At 66.7% G+C, this 17,492-nt stretch carries 13 protein-coding genes; 1 reads left to right on the top strand and 12 read right to left on the bottom strand.

Annotation, left to right across the window (positions count from 1 at the left end):
* Window positions 1-24: 24 nt before the first annotated feature.
* The 9 genes from dnaG to leuS all read right to left on the bottom strand — a co-directional run bounded on the left by dnaG (window position 25) and on the right by leuS (window position 12,786).
* Window positions 25-2,007 (bottom strand): DNA primase, encoded by a 1,983-nt coding sequence (gene dnaG, locus ACTQWE_RS03765; protein WP_441855610.1) that lies wholly within the window; start codon window positions 2,005-2,007, stop codon window positions 25-27.
* Entirely contained in the window at window positions 2,004-3,071 is a 1,068-nt protein-coding gene (ribF, locus tag ACTQWE_RS03770; protein ID WP_441855608.1) for a riboflavin biosynthesis protein RibF, read from the bottom strand. Before ribF ends, dnaG begins: the two co-directional genes overlap by 4 nt.
* Window positions 3,068-4,006, bottom strand: coding sequence for a tRNA pseudouridine(55) synthase TruB (truB, locus tag ACTQWE_RS03775; protein WP_441855606.1), 939 nt, complete (start codon window positions 4,004-4,006; stop codon window positions 3,068-3,070). The genes ribF and truB overlap by 4 nt, the downstream gene beginning before the upstream one ends.
* The gene (locus ACTQWE_RS03780) at window positions 4,007-5,110 is read right to left on the bottom strand and encodes a DHH family phosphoesterase (protein WP_441855605.1); all 1,104 of its coding nucleotides are present in this window, start codon (window positions 5,108-5,110) and stop codon (window positions 4,007-4,009) included.
* Between the two features lie 7 nt (window positions 5,111-5,117).
* Window positions 5,118-5,531, bottom strand: coding sequence for a 30S ribosome-binding factor RbfA (gene rbfA / locus ACTQWE_RS03785; protein ID WP_373576643.1), 414 nt, complete (start codon window positions 5,529-5,531; stop codon window positions 5,118-5,120).
* A gap of 4 nt (window positions 5,532-5,535) precedes the next feature.
* Window positions 5,536-8,172: a translation initiation factor IF-2 gene (gene infB / locus ACTQWE_RS03790; protein WP_441855602.1), complete on the bottom strand. Its 2,637-nt coding sequence runs from the start codon at window positions 8,170-8,172 to the stop codon at window positions 5,536-5,538.
* 54 nt (window positions 8,173-8,226) lie between these two features.
* On the bottom strand, window positions 8,227-9,474 hold the full coding sequence (gene nusA / locus ACTQWE_RS03795; protein ID WP_441855600.1) for a transcription termination factor NusA: 1,248 nt from the start codon (window positions 9,472-9,474) through the stop codon (window positions 8,227-8,229).
* A 61-nt stretch (window positions 9,475-9,535) separates the two neighbouring features.
* The gene (gene rimP / locus ACTQWE_RS03800; RefSeq protein WP_170103513.1) at window positions 9,536-10,006 is read right to left on the bottom strand and encodes a ribosome maturation factor RimP; all 471 of its coding nucleotides are present in this window, start codon (window positions 10,004-10,006) and stop codon (window positions 9,536-9,538) included.
* A gap of 215 nt (window positions 10,007-10,221) precedes the next feature.
* Window positions 10,222-12,786: a leucine--tRNA ligase gene (gene leuS, locus ACTQWE_RS03805; RefSeq protein WP_441855599.1), complete on the bottom strand. Its 2,565-nt coding sequence runs from the start codon at window positions 12,784-12,786 to the stop codon at window positions 10,222-10,224.
* Between the two features lie 277 nt (window positions 12,787-13,063).
* Here leuS and ACTQWE_RS03810 point away from each other — a divergent pair, with 277 nt between their 5' ends.
* Complete coding sequence (locus tag ACTQWE_RS03810) at window positions 13,064-13,504, top strand: hypothetical protein (RefSeq protein WP_441855597.1); 441 nt, start codon at window positions 13,064-13,066, stop codon at window positions 13,502-13,504.
* Window positions 13,505-13,517: 13 nt separating this feature from the next.
* Here ACTQWE_RS03810 and ACTQWE_RS03815 read toward each other — a convergent pair whose 3' ends face one another.
* The 3 genes from ACTQWE_RS03815 to ACTQWE_RS03825 form a co-directional block, all read right to left on the bottom strand.
* Complete coding sequence (locus tag ACTQWE_RS03815; RefSeq protein ID WP_441855595.1) at window positions 13,518-14,417, bottom strand: serine O-acetyltransferase; 900 nt, start codon at window positions 14,415-14,417, stop codon at window positions 13,518-13,520.
* 137 nt (window positions 14,418-14,554) lie between these two features.
* Entirely contained in the window at window positions 14,555-16,069 is a 1,515-nt protein-coding gene (locus tag ACTQWE_RS03820; protein ID WP_441855593.1) for an IMP dehydrogenase, read from the bottom strand.
* Window positions 16,070-16,165: 96 nt separating this feature from the next.
* Window positions 16,166-17,464 (bottom strand): glycosyltransferase family 2 protein, encoded by a 1,299-nt coding sequence (locus ACTQWE_RS03825; protein ID WP_441855592.1) that lies wholly within the window; start codon window positions 17,462-17,464, stop codon window positions 16,166-16,168.
* Window positions 17,465-17,492 lie beyond the last annotated feature (28 nt).

Here is a 17,492-nt window from a genome sequence, read left to right on the forward strand (position 1 = left end):
AGGGAGTTTACCCAAAAATGCCGCCTACACAACGGCAGAAACGCTATTTGACAGCTCATTAATACGCTTTTGGAGCTCCGTTGCCCTCCTAAAGAGCTCTATCTGCCCCTCGTCGGGCACCGTGGACGACGACAGGCGCAGCCTTGCCTTTATCTCGCGCACCTCGCGGCGCTTGCTCCACAGCTCCACGACGTCGAGCAGGAAGTTCGCCCGCTGGTCGGCGGGCATGCGCGACGTGACCTCGAGCCTGCCGCCCGCAAGTATCTGCGGGGCCTCGGCCACTACGCCCGCCGCCGCGCGCACCACGTCCGCGGGCGGCGTGCCCGCGGGGGTCGCGAGCATGGCCCACGCCATGGCCTCATAACGCGAATCGGACCAAGTGAACGTGGCGATGCGCTCCCCGTGGCCGCGCATCACGTCCGGGTGCGACGCGATCATGGCGAGAAGCTCGCGCTCCGCGGCCGACTGCATCCTCTCGTCGTTCGAGAGCGCCGCGGTCGACACGCCCTGCCCTTCTCGCCCAGCGCCTCCGTCCGCGGGCGCGTACGGACCGTCGTAGGCATCGTACGCGCCGTCGTCGTAGCCGCTGCCATAGCCGCCGTCCTCATGGTAGGTGGGCGCGTCGTACGGCGACACGTCGCGCGACGACGCACCTGCCGGCTGCCGGCGCCCATCCGCGCGCCCTCCCCCGTCGCGCTGGCCGGCCTTGCGGCGCTCCGTGGCGGCACGCTCGCGAATGACCTGCTTCACCCGCGCCACGTCGAACCCCAGCATGTCGCCCAGCTGCAGCGCGTAGCCGTCCAGCAGCATGCTGTCGCCCAGGGGCGCAAGGACGCCCGCCATGTCGTTCAGCGCCGCGACGCGCTTTCCGGGGACGGAGAGATCGTAGCCGGCGAGCCGCTTGCCAAACACGAAGTCCATGAGCGGCTGGGCCGCCTCCAAGATGGGCCGAAGCGCGTCCGCGCCCCGGGCGGAGAGGAACTCCATCGGGTCCAGGTTGTCCGGCAGCACCACGCACAGCATCTCGACGCTCGTCTTGTCGATGTACTGCACCGCGCGCTCCGCGGCGCGCTGCCCGGCCTCGTCGCCGTCGAACATGCAGATGATGCGCCGCTTCGCGAAGCGCTCTATCAGCTTCACGTGGTCCATCGTGAGCGCGGTGCCCAACGTGGCCACCGTGTTGGCGAACCCCGCCTCGTGCATCGCTATGACGTCCGTGTAGCCCTCGCACACGATGCACGTGCCCGTGGCGGCCATGGACTCCTTCGCGCGGTCGAACGCGAACAGGTGCTTGCGCTTCGAGAAGACCGCGGTCTCCTTGGTGTTGAGGTACTTGGGCTTCGCGTCGCCCATGACCCTGCCGCCAAACGCAATGGTTCGGCCCTGCTCGTCGTGGATGGGAAACATCACGCGGTCGAAGAACCTGTCGCGGAGCCTTCCGCCCTGCCCCTGCAGAGCCAGGTCCGAAGCCAGGATCTCCTGCATGGAGAAGCCGAGCTTGCGCAGGTGCTCCACGAGCGTCTGGTGCCCGGCCGCGAACCCCAGGCCCCAGCGGCGGCACACGTCCGAGCCAAAGCCGCGGCCGGCCAGGTAGGCGCGCCCGGCGTCCGGCCCCTCGCCGCGGCCGCGCAGCAGCATGGTGTTGTAGAACCGCTCCGCCTCGGTCAGGCACTCTATCAGGCGGTTGCGCCGCGGCCCCTTGCGGGCGGCGCCGCGCTCCTCCGTAAGCTCGATGCCCGCCTTGTCGGCCAGGTAGCGTATGGAGTCGGGAAAGTCCAGGCTCTCGCGCTTCATGACGTAGGCGAACACGTCTCCCCCGGCGCCGCAGCCAAAGCACTTCCACAGTCCCGTGGTGGGGTTCACGTGGAACGACGGGCTCTTCTCGTGATGGAACGGGCAGCAGCCCCAATAGTCCGCGCCGCGGCGTTTCAGCTCCACGGTCTCGCCCACGAGCTGCAGGATGTCCGTCGCCTGCCGCACGCGCTCCTTGTCCTCGTCCGTTATCAAGCGTCCACCCCCACTCCGCAAGAGCCTAGATTAGTTCGTACCCAGTCTATGTTGCCAAGAACCACACGCTCCAGCTCCTCGGTCGAATCGAAGGGCCTGGAGGCGCGCAGCCACCGCGCGAAGAGGACGCTCACCTCGCTTCCGTACAGGTCGCCGGCAAACCCCACGAGGTTCGCCTCGAGGAAGTTGTCCTCCGGCGCGCTGAACGTGGGCGGCTTCCCCACGTTAACCGCCGCCGGCCACGCCGTCCTCCCGTCGCACACCACACACGCGTACACGCCCGCCCTTGGCATGCAGTCCACGGGAGAAGTGCGCACGTTCGCCGTCGGAAAGCCAAACGCGGTGCCCTCGCCGCGGCCGTGCTCCACGGTGCCGCGCACGAAGTGCAGGCGCTCGAGGAGCCCGGCGGCGTCCTCCACCGCGCCCTTGTGCAGAAGGCTGCGGATCCTGGTGCTGGAGACCGGGCTTCCGCCCCGAGTCACGAGGTCGTGGCCGTGCACGGCGCAGCCCAGGCCGTCGCAGAACGCCGCGAGCGCACGCACGTCCCCCCTGCCTCCGGCGCCGACCCTGAAGTTGGTGCCGACGTGGATTGAGGCCGGGCGAACGACCCCGCCAAGCACCTGCGTGACGAAGTCCTGGTAGCCGGTCTGCTCAAGCTCCTCGTCAAAGCGCAGCACCACGACGGCGTCCGCGCCCAGGGACTCGATGGCGCGCACCCTGTCCGCCGTGGCAAGGAGCCTGGTGGACGGCTCCTCCCCCACCAGTAGCACGTCCGGGTCAGGGTCGAACGACACGACCACGCACGGCAGGCCCCGCTCGTCCGCCTCGCGCCGCGCCGCCGCAATGAGCGCGCGGTGCCCGGCGTGCAGCCCGTCGAACGCGCCGATGGAGATGACGGCGTCGCACCCCGCGGGCAGCTCCGAGCCCTGGCGCACGTAGGCCGTGCCATGCCGCACGTCGCGGCGCACGTAAGCCCCGCGGCGCATAAACAGGCCGCCGCGTACCAGGCCGGCGAGCGACTCTTCGTCAAGCGGCAGCTCTTGGCCCAGGACCTCCTCGCTCACCGCGCCACCCCCGTGACGCCGGAGGGGAAGTTGATCTGGCAGCGAAGCCGCTCGCCCTCGCGCTCCCATATGCCCACCAGGGCGTCGCCAAACGTGAGACACACGCGGCCGCCCTCGGGCAGCCCCGCGTCCGTGCACGTAACGCGCTTGCCGCAGCGCACGTCCGCAAGCTCGTCCACCGTTAGCTCGCGTGCGGGAAGCCCCAGCTTCCGCACGGGGTCGAGCGCGCACTCCGCAAGCGCCGCCGCGCCGCGCCGCTCGAGTTCTTCCAGGGCGATGCAGTCCGCGAGGCCGATGCCCCCGGACGCCGTGCGCCGCAGCTCCACCAGGTGCGCGGCGCTCCCGAGCGAGGCGCCCAGGTCGCGCGCGATGCTGCGCACGTACGTGCCCTTCGACACGGTGAACGCGCAGTCCCAGCACGGCTGGCCGTCCGGCCCCTCCGCGACCACGTCCAGAAGCACAGCACTCATGATCGTCACGTGCCGACTCTTCAGCTCGACCTCCTGGCCCTTGCGAGCGCGTTCGTACGCCCTGACGCCCCCGACCGATATGGCCGAGAAGGACGGCGGCACCTGGTCCTGCTCGCCCTCGAGCCCGGCCACGACGCCGGCCGCGAACTCGCGCGAGAGGACGTCCGCCGGCGCATCCCTGCGCAGCACGACCTCGCCCTCGGCATCGTCCGTGGCGGTCTGCGTGCCGAACGCGATGCGCGCGACGTAGGACTTCGTGTCCGCCGTCAGCAGGCCCATGAGCCGCGTGCCCTGGCCCACGCCCACGACGAGCACGCCGGACGCGAGCGGGTCCAGCGTGCCGGCATGGCCGACGCGCTTCTCGCCCAGCGCCCTGCGCACGTGGTTCACCACGTCATGGCTGCTCAGGCCTACCGGCTTGTCTATGGCCAGCAGGCAGTTTATTCCGCTTTGTCCTCGCTTCAACTACTCACCGCTTCCAGCCTGCGCGGCCCTGCGCGCCGCGCGGTCAGCCTCGATCAGCCGGGGGTCCAGCCGCTCTCCGATGATGGTGCCGTCCGGGTCGACGTACTCGAACAGCGAGCGCAGCGGCGGCAGCACCGCCGCGAGCGCCTGGTCGATGTCGCCGTCGAACGTGAACCCGGCAGCGGCCTTGTGACCGCCGCCTCCGAGGAGCCTCGCGATCTGCGAGACGTCCTTGTCCGTCTTCGAGCGGATGTTTCCGCGCACCTTGCCGCCGGGCACCTCCTTCAGGAACAGCGCGACCTCAGAGCCGGACACGCTGCGCACGACGTCCACGAGGCCGTCGCACTCGTCCAGGCTCGCGCCCGTGCGCTCCAGGTCCACGGACGTGGCGTAGCTGTACGTGATCTTTCCGCCCGCGAAGCTCGTGATGCGGCCCATCACGAGCGCCTCGAGGTGCAGGAACGACAGGCTGAAGTTCTGGTACACGTTGAGCGAGAGCTCTGACGGCGACGCGCCGCAGTCCACGAGCAGCGACGCGACGGAGAACGCCTCCGGGTCCGCGTTCTGGTACTGGAAGCGGCCGGTGTCCGTCGCGATGGCGCAGTACAGGCATCGCGCGACGTCGCTCGTAATCTCGACGCCGAGGTACAGGGCAAACTCCGCGACGAGCACGCCCGTGGCGGCCGCGCTCGGGCGGATGAGGCTCGCGTCGGCGTACGGCTCCTCGCACGGGTGGTGGTCGATGATCGCCGTGCGGGCAGACCTGCGCATCACGGGCTCCGCGTCGTTCAGCCTGTGGGCGACGGAGAGGTCGACGCTGACGAACAGGTCGGGGTCGCCCTCGTAGTCGCATGCGCGGACGAGTCCGGCGCTGCCCGGGAGGTACGAGTAGATCCTGGGCACGTCGTCCGCATCCGCCAGCAGTCCGCAGACGCGCTTCTCGGGCCAGCGCATGCCAATGACCCGGGCGAGCCCCAGGGTGGATCCCAGGGCGTCGCCGTCGGGATTGGTGTGCGCGCAGATCGCGATGGTCGAGCTCTTCTCTATGAGGCGCGCTATCTCCGCGAAGCGCGCCTCCTGCTCGGGGTTCTTGCTAAGACCCATGGCCGGGCTACTCGCCTCTCTCCTCGTCGCCCGCGGGCGCCTCGCCTAGGGGATAGCCGTTCTCGTCCTTCTCGACCGAGAGCGTGGGCGGAACGTTCTCGAGCGCGATGGCGATGCGCTCGGCCTCGTCCGCCGTGGTGTCGATCTGGAAGATGAGCTCCGGCGTCACCCGCCAGCCCAGGGCGTGGCCCAAGAGGCTGCGGATGCGGCCCTTCGCCCGCTGGAGGGCGGCCGCCACGGACTCGTAGCGGTCGCGGTCGCAGCTGACGTAGGCCTTCAGCACGGACTTGTCGACCGAGACCTCCACGCCCGTGAGGGTCACGAGCGCGAGGTCGGGGTCGGAAACCTCGAACAGGAGGATGTTGGCGAGCTTCTCGCGCGCGAGGTTGTTCGTGCGTCGGGAATTCTGGTTCTGCTTCATGTCTCTACTCCGTACGTGCTACTTCCTCGATGCGGTAGGACTCGATGACGTCGCCCACGTGGATGTCCTGGAAGTTCTCGAGGCCGATGCCGCACTCGAAGCCGGCCTTGACGGACTTCACGTCGTCCTTGTAGCGGCGCAGCGACGCGAGCTTGCCCTCGTACACGACGATGCCGTCGCGGACGAGCCTGCAGAGGTCGTCGCGCGAGACTTCGCCGTCCTGGACCATGCAGCCCGCGGCGATGCCGACCTTCGGCACCTTGAACGTGTTGCGGACCTCGATGGTCGCGGTCTGGACCTCCTGCTCCGTCGGCTTGAGCATGCCGATGCGGGCGGCGTCGATGTCCTCGATGGCCTTGTAGATGACGCTGTAGGTACGGATCTCGACGCCGTCGCGCTCCGCAGCGGCTTTCGCCTTGGCATCCGGACGCACGCCGAAGCCGATGATGATCGCGTTCGAGGCGTCCGCCAGGGTGACGTCGGTCTCCGTGATGGCACCGACGGCGGAGTGGATCGTGTTGATGCGCACCTCGGACTGGTCCATCTTGTCCAGCGAGTCCTGAAGGGCCTCGATCGAGCCCTGGACGTCCGCCTTGATGATGAGGTTGAGCTCCTTCACCTCGGCGTCGGCCATGGTGTCGAACAGGTTCTCGAGCGTGACGTGCTTGACCTTGTTCTGCTCCTCGATGCGGGCCTTGAGGGCGCGCTCGTCAGCGAGGCTGCGCGCCTCGCGCTCGTCCTGGAACACGCGGAACTCGTCGCCGGCCATGGGGACGCTCTGCAGGCCGAGCACCTCGACCGGCGTCGACGGCGTGGCCTCCTTCACGTTGTTGCCGCGCGAGTCGATCATGGCGCGGATCTTGCCGTAGGACATGCCCGCGACGATCGCGTCACCCACGCGCAGCGTGCCGCGGTTGACCAGCAGCGTCGCGACGGAGCCGCGACCGCGGTCGAGCTTCGCCTCGAGGACGTTGCCGGACGCGAACGTGTCCGGGTTCGCCTTGAGCTCGAGCACGTCGGCCTCGAGCAGGACGGCCTCGAGCAGGTCGTCGATGCCGATCTTCTTCTTCGCGGAGATGTCGACGAACATGTTCTGTCCGCCCCACTCCTCCGGGATGATGCCGTACTCGGTCAGCTCCTGGCGCACGCGCGTCGGGTCGGCACCGGGCTTGTCGATCTTGTTGACGGCCACGATGATGGGGACCTCGGCGGCCTTCGCGTGGTTGATGGACTCGATGGTCTGCGGCATGACGCCGTCGTCGGCGGCGACGATCAGGATGACGATGTCCGTCACCTTCGCGCCACGCGCACGCATGGCGGTGAACGTCTCGTGACCCGGCGTGTCGATGAACGTGATCGTGCGACCGTTGATCTGCACCTGCGAGGCGCCGATGGCCTGCGTGATGCCGCCGGCCTCGCCCGCGGCGACGCCGGTGTGGCGAATCGCGTCCAGAAGCGACGTCTTGCCGTGGTCGACGTGGCCCATGACCGTGACGACGGGCGGACGCGGCTTCAGGTCCTTCGGGTCGTCGTAGAACGAGAAGGAGTTCTCCTCCTCCTTCGTCATGATCTTGATCTCGCGGCCGAGGTCGTCGGCGACGAGCTCGATGAGGTCGTCGGACATGGACTCCGTCACCGTGAGCGGCGTGCCGAGCAGGAACAGGCGCTTGATGATGTCGTTCGCGGGAACGCCGAGAAGATCGGCGAGCTCCGCGACGGTGGAGCCCTGCGGGACCTTGACCGTGTCGAGCTGGGACAGGTCCTGGTCGTTTGCGATGGCCTCCTCTATGCGCTTCTCCTCAGCCTTCTCGGCCTGCTGCTTCTTCCTGCGCTCCTTGCGCTTCTTGCGGCGTCCGGTGGACTCGCGCGTCGCCTCCTCGACGGCCTCGCGCGCCTCCTCCAGGACCTGGTTGTACTCCTCCGCCTCGCGGGCCATGCGGCTGTAGCGGTCCTCGCCCTGGCCGCCGCGGCGCTGGCCCTTGCGGCCGCCCTTGCCGTGACCCTTGCCGGAGTGATCGGACTCGCCCTCCATCTCACCGGGGGCGACGGGAGCCCTGTGGGAGCTCCTGTGCTGGGACTCCGCGCCCTTCTCGCCGCGGCGGTCCTTGCGCGGCCCCCTGCTCTCCTCCTTCTTCTTCGCCTGCTCCTCGGCCTGCTCCTTCAGGATCTCCTCCTGCTGGGCGATCTGGTCGAGCAGGCTCGTGAAGGACGGGATGGACTTCGGGGCGTTGTCGCGTACGCGGTTGCGCTCCTCTTCCTCCTTGCGGCGCTTCTCCTCCGCAAGGCGCTCCTCCTCGGCCTTCTTGCGCGCGGCCTCCTCGGCGGCGCGGCGCCTCTCCTCCTCGGCGCGCTCCTTCTCGCGGCGCTTCTCGGCGGCGATGCGCTCCTTCTCGGCCTTGGCGGCCTCCTCGCGCTCCTTCTTCGCCTTCGCCTCTGCCTCGGCGCGCTTCTGCGCCTCGATCTCGGCGGCGCGCGCCTCCAGGATCGGCTTCAGCTTCTTGCGGATGATGGAGACGTACGCGTCCTCGAGCGTGGACGAGGGCGACTTCGCGGGTATCTTCATCTCGGCAAGGTGACCAAGCATCTCCTTGCTCGTCATTCCATATTCCTTGGCCAGATCATGCACACGAGTCTTTGCCATAAAACCAACCTTCCAGAGTGGGACGGGAAACGTTCATATTCTTTCGACTCGCAGCTAGATCAGGGAGTCGGGATCGTCGGACACGGTGGAGTCCGCGTACTGCGCGAGCTTCTCGTGGATGCCGCAGAAGCGCGAGCCCGGGCGCGCCATGTTGCGGCACTGGATGCCGGTCGGCCCGGTGTACTCGCAGCGGTGCTCGCCCTCCTCCGCGACGACGTCCACGTCCTCGGGCATCTCGCTCATGACCTTGCGCGCGAGCGACTCGTTCTTGATGTCGATGTGCATGCCCGTGAGCCTCGCGGCCAGGCGGGCGTTCTGGCCCTCCTTGCCGATGGCGAGGGACAGCTGGTCGTCCGGTACGATGACCGTGGCGTAGTTGTCCTCGTCGTCCACCAGCACGCGCGAGACGCGCGCCGGGGACAGCGCGTTCGCGACGCACTTCGCGGGGTCGTCGCTCCAGAGCACCACGTCCACGCGCTCGCCGCGCAGCTCGGACACGACGGCACGCACGCGGCTGCCCTTCGGGCCGACGCATGCGCCCACCGGGTCGAGGCGGTCGTCAAGCGAGCTCACGGCCACCTTCGAGCGGACGCCGGCCTCGCGCGCGATAGAGCGGATCTCGACGACGCCGTCGTAGACCTCGGGCACCTCGAGCTCGAACAGCCTGCGGATGAGGTCCGGGTGGGTGCGGGACACCACGATGGACGGGCGCTGGCGCTCGCCGCGCACGGGCTGCTGGTTGCTGTTGGGGTCACGCACGTCGATGATGATCGCGCGGATCTGCTGGTGGTGGGAGTAACGCTCGCCCGCGGGGCGCTCGTTCAGCTCGTCCGGGTAGCGGCGCTGGTCGAAGTACGGCAGCTCCGCCTCGACGCCCTCGCGGATCTTGATGATGGCGAAGTCCGGCGTCGTCTGCAGCACGGTGCCCGTGATGATGTCGCCGATGCGCTTCGAGAACTCCTCGTAGATCTGCTGGCGCCCGGCGTTGCGCACTATATCGTTGATGACGGACTTCGCGTGCGTGTACGCGGTGCGGCTCGTGTCCTTCGGCGTCACGTCCACCTCGTCGAAGTCGGTGTACAGGCCGGTCTCGTCGTCCCAGGACTCCTCCTTCGGGACGAGCTTGTACACGTAGACCTTGCCCGTCTCGCGGTCGATCGTCACGCGCGCGCCGTCCTGCAGGTGCATGACCTCGGCGTAGCTCTTCGCCAGGGACTGCTCCAGCTGGTCGATCAGGTACAGCTCGTCGATGTGCTTCTCCTGGCACAGTGCCATAAGTGCTTCCATCATCTCTGATGCCATGGTGCTTCCTCTCACGAGTTAAGATTCGAAATCCAATGCCGGCGCCCACCGGCCGCGTTGCCTAGAACCTTGGCTTTATCTTGCAGCTCTTGATGTCGTCAAGCCCGAACGAGAACTCCTCGCCGTCGCACTCCACGACGACCCTGCCGTCCACGAGCCCCTTCAGCGTGCCCGTGTAGTGCCTTCGTCCCTCGCGGTCGAACGTGTTCAGCGACACGTCCTCGCCCGCGAAGCGCTCGAAGTCGTGCGCGCGGCGCAGCGGCCTCGACAGGCCGGGGCTCGATATCTCGAGCGTGTACGAGCCCGGGAACGGGTCCCTCTCGTCGATGACCGCGTTCACCCAGTCGCTCTGGGCCGTGACCTCGTCCAGCGTGATCGTGGGCAGTGACTCGTCCGCATGGTCGAGCCTCACGCGCACGACCGGCGCCTTCGACGCGCCGACGACCTCGACGTCCACCACGTCGATGCCGTGCTCCGGGGCGGCCGCCTCGAGCGCGGCAAGCAGCTCCCTCTCGATATCCGTGGACGCCATGGGTCCTCCTTCCCGGGCTGCGGCCCGACATACAGAAAGGAAGCGGGGCGAGAAGATCCACCCCACTTCCTCGAACAATCACGATTAAGCTATAGAAACTCTAGCACGTCGGCCCCGCGCCCGCCAGACGCGTCGGGCCGACACAATTTCTTCGCAACCCCGGCGCGTCCGTCGCCGTCCGCGGCTGCCGCGGACGCAGCGCGGCAGGACACGCGCTACAGCGCGACGATGTTCACGAGCCTTCCGGGCACCACGATGACTTTCTTGATGTCCTTGCCCTCGAGCTGCGCGGCTACGGCCTCCCTCGCGGCCGCCTCGAGCTCGTCCTTCTTCGCGTCGGCCGGGACGTTGATGCGGGCGCGCACCTTGCCCTTGATCTGCACGGCGATCTCGACGGTGTCGCTCTTCGCCTGCGCGGCGTCGAACTCGGGCCAGGGCTCGTTGTACACGGAGCCCGTCATGCCAAGCGCCTCGTGGAACAGCTCCTCCGCCCAGTGCGGGCAGATCGGCGCGAGCATGGTCACGATGTCGTGGCCGACGCGGTGGCACAGCGCGCCGTCGCGCTTCTCGACGTCCACGTCGTTCACGTACTTGCTCGCGGCGTTCGTCAGCTCCATCACCGCAGAGATCGCGGTGTTGAACTGGCCACGGTCGAAGTCGTTCGTGCACTTGATGCCCATCTCGTGCAGGACGCGGTTCAGCTCCTTCGCGTCCGCGTCGAGCGCCTTCCCGTCCACCTCGCCGGCCTTGGCGCCGTCGACGAGCTGCCACACCACGCGCCACGCACGCTTGATGAAGCGGTTCGCGCCGGCAACGGCCTCGGGGTCCCAGTCGAAGTCCTTCTCGGGCGGCGCCACGAACAGGATCGCCAGGCGCATGGTGTCAGCGCCGTACGGGTCGATCACGCTTGAGGGCGGCACGACGTTGCCCTTGGACTTGCTCATGGTGTCGCCGTTCTCGTCCTTCACCATGCCCTGGCACAGCAGGTTCGTGAACGGCTCGTCCACGTCGACCATGCCAAGGTCGCGCAGGACCTTCGTCCAGAAGCGGCTGTACAGCAGGTGAAGGATGGCATGCTCGATGCCGCCGATGTAGTTGTCCACCGGCATCCAGCGGTCCACGGCCTCCTTAGAGAACGGCGCCTCGTCGTTGTGGGGGTCGCAGTAGCGCAGGTAGTACCAGCTGGAGCACGTGAACGTGTCCATCGTGTCCGTGATGCGCTTCGCGGGGCGGCCGCACTTGGGGCACGTCGTCTCGTAGAACGGCGCGTACTCCGCCAGCGTGTCGCCGGCGCCCAGGTCGAGGTTCTCGGGGAGAAGGACCGGGAGCTCGTCCTCGGGGACGGGCACGTCACCGCAGTGGTCGCAGTGGATCATGGGGATGGGGTTGCCCCAGTAGCGCTGGCGGCTGATGAGCCAGTCGCGCAGGCGGAACTGCACCGTCGGGCGGCCGCAGTCGTGCTCCTTCAGCCACGCGGTGATCGCGTCGACCGCCTCGGAGTGCTTGCCGCCCTTCAGGCCCGTGAACTCGCCGGACTGCACGAGGTATCCCTCGGCCACCATGGCCTTGTCCCAGTCCACGGAGCGTACGCGGAGCTCCTTCTCGTCCTTGAGCTCCTCGTACAGGGGGTCGTCCTTCTCGCAGATGATCGGCGCGATCTCCAGGCCGTACTTGCGGGCGAAGTCGAAGTCGCGCTGGTCGCCGCAGGGCACGCCCATGACGGCGCCGGTGCCGTAGTCCATGAGGACGTAGTCCGCGACCCACACGGGCGCGGGACGGCCGTTGATCGGGTTGATGACGTAGCGGCCGGTGAAGACGCCGTGCTTCTCGCGCTCCGAGCCCTGGCGGTCGACGGCCGAGACCTTCTCGGTCGCGGCCTTTAGCGCCTTGAAGTCGGCCTCGTACTTCGTGCCGGCAACCAGCTCCGCCGCGAGGTCGCTCTCGGGCGGCAGAACCATGAAGCTCACGCCAAACAGTGTGTCGGCGCGCGTGGTGAACACGGTCACCTTGCGGTCCGTGGGGGTCACGCCGTCCTCGGCGGCGAGGCGGAAGTCGATTTCGGCTCCCTCGGAGCGGCCGATCCAGTTGCGCTGCTGCGCCTTCACGTTCTCCGGCCAGCCGGTGAGCTTGTCGAGGTCGTCGAGCAGCTCCTGCGCGTAGTCCGTGATCTTGAGGTACCACTGGCTGAGGTTGCGCTTCTCGGGCACGGAGCCGCAGCGCCAGCACCTGCCCTCGACGACCTGCTCGTTCGCGAGCACGGTCTTGCACGTCGGGCACCAGTTCACGGGGCTCGTGGCGCGGTACGCCAGGCCCTTCTTCCACATCCGGATGAACATCCACTGGCCCCACTTGTAGTACTCGGGGTCGCAGGTGTTGAACATGCGGTCGTAGTCGTAGCTGAAGCCCATGCGCTTCATGGTCTTGACGGCCTGGGCGATGTTCTGGTGCGTCCACTTGGACGCCTGCGTGTTGTGCTTGATGGCCGCGTTCTCGGCGGGGAGGCCGAACGCGTCGAAGCCCATGGGGTGCAGCACGTCGTAGCCGCGCATGCGGGCCTGGCGCGCCATCGCGTCGCCGATGGTGTAGTTACGCGCGTGACCCATGTGCAGGTCGCCCGAGGGGTACGGGAACATCTCGAGCACGTACTTCTTCGGCTTCGCCGGGTCCGTGTCCGTCTTGTAGAGGTCCTCTTCCTCCCAGATCCTCTGCCACTTGGTCTCTATCGCCTGCGCGTCGTACGCCGGGAACGTGCCCTCGGCGGCGTCGTTGTTGTCAGCCATTTGGTTCCTCTCCTAGCAATACACCTCTAGCTGCAATTTAGCACGCCCTAGTATAGCGAAACGCGCAGCGTGGCATGCCGGCGCGTTACGCGGCGTAAACGTTGTCGCCACACCGAAGGCTCCGGGACGCCCCAACCGCTGCGGCCCTGCCGCTCGCAGACCAATTAGCACCGCTGCGCGACGACCCCGCGCGCGCGGTTGCTGTTCAATTTCTGAACGGGTTTCGTTGGCCTGGAGGCTGCATGGCGCAGCAAACGCCCGATCAAAGGAGAAGCGCATGTCAAGGAACGCCATTGCCATCGTGTCGGCCGCGGCCATCGCCCTGTCGCTTGGGGCGTGCTCGGGAGGTGTTATCTCGCCGGGTTCTGGGTCCGACGGCTCCGTGGAGGCCTCCGTAAGGGTGCCGTATGACCCCGCGAAGGTCGACGAGAGGGTCGCGAAGGCCGGCAAGAGGGTCATGGACGACACCGACGCCTACGTCGAGGCGTACAAGAAGCAGGAGGCCGCGTCCGGCGACACGAGCATGGAGCTCGCGACGAAGACGCGGTCGAAGCTCGAGGCGCTGAGCAAGTCGCTGGAGAAGCTGAACAAGGTGTACGACGCGAAGGACGACTGGAACACTGACACCCAGCAGTACTACATCGACCTCATGGCATACGAGAGCGAGCGCGCCGTCGAGGTGAGGCCCGCGAGCTCCGACGACGGGTCCTACAGCTGATGTGCGCGTATGCCTAGATCACGTAGCACCACGCCGGCTCCGCGTCGTCCGGCTTGTGGACGATGGTCTCCTGGTTCAGGATGACGCGGGCGTTCTGCGGGACGGACTCGCAAACGAAGGCTGAGCCGCTGATGACGGCGCCGCTGCCGATGACGGTCTCGCCGCCCAGGATGGATGCGTTCGAGTACACCGTGACATAGTCGCCAAGGGTGGGATGACGCTTCTTTCCCGAGAGGAGCTGGCCCTTGCGGGTGGAGAGCGCGCCGAGCGTGACGCCCTGGTAGATCTTCACGTGGTCGCCGATGTCGGTAGTCTCGCCGATGACGACGCCCGTGCCGTGGTCGATGAAGAAGTACTTGCCGATGTTCGCGCCGGGATTGATGTCGATCCCCGTCTTGCTGTGAGCGTGCTCGCTCATCAGGCGCGGGATGAGGGGCACGTTCAGCCCGTACAGAACGTGGGCGATGCGATAGACGAAGATTGCGTACAGGCCGGGATATGCGACGAGCACCTCTTCGAGACTTCCTGCCGCGGGGTCTCCGTCGTAGAGCGCCTGGATGTCCGTCATCAGGAGCTCGAGGACCTGGGGCAGGCTGTCGAGAAAAACGTTCGCCACGTGGGACGCTCGCTTGCCCGCCTCGTCGCGGCTCAGGTCGCCGTCGTCGAACAGCAGCGCCTCGAGCACCTGCCCCTGCAGCACGCGCTCGATGTGCAGGATGCGCTCGCGCGTGAGGTAATCGTTGCTCTCGCCCGCTGCGCTCTCGTTGTCGAAGTAGCCGGGGAACAGCAGGCGGCGTATGTCCGAGATCAGCTCGACGCAGGCGCTCCTGCTGGGAAAGTGACGCCGCGTGCCGCCGAAGAAGCTCTTCTCGGCAGCGTACTCCACGTTCATGGCGGCCAGTCGTTCCGCCACTCCGCAACTCTTCATACCTATCACCCCATGGTCCACATGCGGACGTAGTCGCAAACAAAAACCCACCGCCACACTATGAGTTGGCGGTGGGTCAATGCTACATCAGTCGGGCGCCCGCGGCTAGACGCGGGTTTGCGCTACGACCTGAAGTTCGTGCTGGAGTCGGAGTCCTTCAGGATGACGTCGTGAGCGCCACCCTCGACGAGCGAGGTGGAAGAGACAAGCGTGATCTTCGCCTTGTCGCGCAGCTCCTCGAGCGTGAGCGCGCCGCAGTTGCACATCGTGGAGCGGACCTTGGTGAGCGACTGGTCCACGTTGTCCTTCAGCGGGCCGGCGTACGGGACGTAGGAGTCGACGCCCTCGACGAACGAGAGCTTCTTCGCGCCACCCATGTCGTAGCGGGCCCAGTTGCGGGCACGTGCGGAGCCCTCGCCCCAGTACTCCTTCACGTAGTTGCCGTTCACGTTCAGGCGACGGGTCGGGGACTCGTCGAAGCGCGCGAAGTAGCGGCCGAGCATGAGGAAGTCCGCGCCCATGGCGAGCGCGAGCGTCATGTGGTAGTCGTACACGATGCCACCGTCGGAGCAAACGGGGACGTACACTCCCGTCTCCTTGAAGTACTCGTCGCGTGCACGGCACACGTCGATGAGGGCGGACGCCTGTCCGCGGCCGATGCCCTTCTGCTCGCGGGTAATGCAGATGGAGCCGCCGCCGATGCCGACCTTTACGAAGTCCGCGCCTGCCTCAGCGAGGTAGCGGAAGCCATCGGCGTCGACGACGTTGCCCGCGCCGACCTTGACCGCGTCGCCGTAGCGCTCGCGAATCCAGTCCAGGGTGAGCTTCTGCCACTCGGAGTAGCCCTCGGAGGAGTCGATGCACAGCACGTCTGCGCCGGCCTCCACCAGCAGGGGCACGCGCTCCTCGTAGTCGCGCGTGTTGATGCCGGCGCCGACTACGTAGCGCTTGTGCTCGTCGAGCAGCTCGTCCGGACGGGACTTGTGGGAGTCGTAGTCCTTGCGGAACACGAGCGAGGACAGGTTGCCCTCCTTGTCGACGACGGGCAGCGTGTTGATCTTGTGGTCCCAGATGATGTCGTTGCAGATCTTGAGCGACGTGCTCGTGTCAGTCGTCACGCACTCGGCCGCCGGCGTCATGAACTCCGCGACCTTCTTGTTGCGGTCGTCGCGGGAGACGCGGTAGTCACGGGAGGTGACAATGCCGCAGAACTTGCCGTGCGGCGTGCCGTCCGCGGTGACGGGCATCGTGGTGTGACCCGTGCGGTCGCGGATGTCGAGCACGTCCTGCAGCGTCATGTCAGGGGTGAGCGTGGAGTCGGACACCACGAAGCCGGCCTTGTACGTCTTCACCTCGCGCACCATCGCGGCCTCGTCCTCCGGGGTCTGCGACTGGTAGATGAACGAGATACCGCCCTGCTGGGCGAGGGCGATGGCCAGGCGCGGGCCGGAAACTGCCTGCATGACCGCGGACACCATGGGGATGTGCATCTTGATGGCCGGCTCCTCGCCGCGCTTGAACTTCACGAGCGGGGTCTCGAGCGAGACGTTTGCCGGGATGTTCTCCCGAGAGGAATAACCAGGGACGAGTAGGTACTCAGAGAAGGTGTGGGATTCCCCCTCGAAGAACGTTGCCATGCGCTATCTCCTTTACTCCATATGCCGTTTGTCGACTCGTTTGCTCACGCCGCCGATACGATTTGACCGATTGTAGCACCTTGTGGCAGGTACGAACTACCTTGTGCCGCCCTCACTCACCACCTCATCAAAGTTAACCGCGATGTCGTGCTTCACGGGCACCCAGTCGACCTTCTTGAACAGGGCCACCACGTTGATGGGAATGTACGAGAGCTCGAATATGGGGAACGTGAAGACGTTCGCGATCACTCGCCAGCGGCTACGCGCATGGATGTGCCTGCGCTCCGATATCGTAGTGACGAGCCCCATGAGGAAGAACATCCCATACGAGGACACGAGCGTGGTCACGATAGACCCCACGCACGCGCCGAGCTCGCTCTGCGTCGCGATGAAGCCGCGGCTCGCCGTGCCGATGATGAGGTACGCGAGGTTCACGAACACGGAGATGATGGTGAGGAACATCGCGGGCGACATGGTCATGAGCATGTCGTACGACGCGAAGAAGTGTCCCTTGAAGATGCCGCGCACGAGGTCTCGCCAGTACGAGAAGAACACCTGGTATCCGCCGCGCGACCACCTCATGCGCTGCGTCCACGACGTCTTGAAGTCAGTCGGCTGCTCGTCGAAGAACTCCGCCGGCGCATAGCCGATCCTGATGTTGTGAGAAGCGCAGAATGCCGTGAACTGGAGGTCCTCCGTGAGCGTGTGGAACATCCAGCCGTGCATCCCGCGGATGATGGACGCCGAGACGAGCCAGCCGGACCCCGAGATTGCGCAGCTCGTCCCCAGCAGCATGCGCGCGTTGTTGAGGTAGCGCGACTCGCGCATGAACCAGAGCGAGTAGCCGGCGCTCACCCAGCTTGAGTCGAAGTTCTTGGAGTTGCGGTAGCTCGTGCAGACGAGAAACCCCTGGTCGAAGGCCTTGTTCATGATCTCGACGTAGTCCGGCGAGATCACGTTGTCGGCATCCATCACGAAGAAGCCCTCGTACGGGCACTCCTGCTGGTTCAGTATCCTGTCGAACGCGAAGTCCAGCACCCAGCTCTTTCCACGTCGTGCGAGGTCGTTTCGCTCCCACACGATGGCGCCGGCCTCCCGGGCGACCTCCGCCGTCCGGTCCGTGCACGCGTCCGCCACGACGTAGCAGTCTATGAGGCCGTCGTAGCGCTGCGCCTTGATGGAGCGCACGAGGTTGCCGATGACCGACTCCTCGTTGTGCGCCGCGATGACGAACGCGTACGAGTGGCTCCTCTTCGCGACGGGCAGCTTCACCTCTCCGCGAATCATGACCCAGATGGTATAGAAGACCTGGTAGAGGTATGCGAGCGTGAAGAGGATCCCCACGAGGTTGTTGAAGACTGTGATGGGGGTCGTCCCGAGCCTGGCCAGTTCCACGCGGCATCCTTCCACAACTGATGGTGGC

This window comes from Parafannyhessea sp. LCP19S3_B1, assembly GCF_052121955.1.
Lineage (GTDB): Bacteria > Actinomycetota > Coriobacteriia > Coriobacteriales > Atopobiaceae > Parafannyhessea.

Bases quoted from the DNA above. Each gene is read 5' to 3' on its own strand.
- ACTQWE_RS03780 (WP_441855605.1), bottom strand. From the start codon at position 5,110: ATGGGTCTTAGCAAGAACCCCGAGCAGGAGGCGCGCTTCGCGGAGATA.
- rbfA (WP_373576643.1), bottom strand. From the start codon at position 5,531: ATGAAGCAGAACCAGAATTCCCGACGCACGAACAACCTCGCGCGCGAG.
- infB (WP_441855602.1), bottom strand. From the start codon at position 8,172: ATGGCAAAGACTCGTGTGCATGATCTGGCCAAGGAATATGGAATGACG.
- nusA (WP_441855600.1), bottom strand. From the start codon at position 9,474: ATGGCATCAGAGATGATGGAAGCACTTATGGCACTGTGCCAGGAGAAG.
- rimP (WP_170103513.1), bottom strand. From the start codon at position 10,006: ATGGCGTCCACGGATATCGAGAGGGAGCTGCTTGCCGCGCTCGAGGCG.
- leuS (WP_441855599.1), bottom strand. From the start codon at position 12,786: ATGGCTGACAACAACGACGCCGCCGAGGGCACGTTCCCGGCGTACGAC.
- ACTQWE_RS03810 (WP_441855597.1), top strand. From the start codon at position 13,064: ATGTCAAGGAACGCCATTGCCATCGTGTCGGCCGCGGCCATCGCCCTG.
- ACTQWE_RS03820 (WP_441855593.1), bottom strand. From the start codon at position 16,069: ATGGCAACGTTCTTCGAGGGGGAATCCCACACCTTCTCTGAGTACCTA.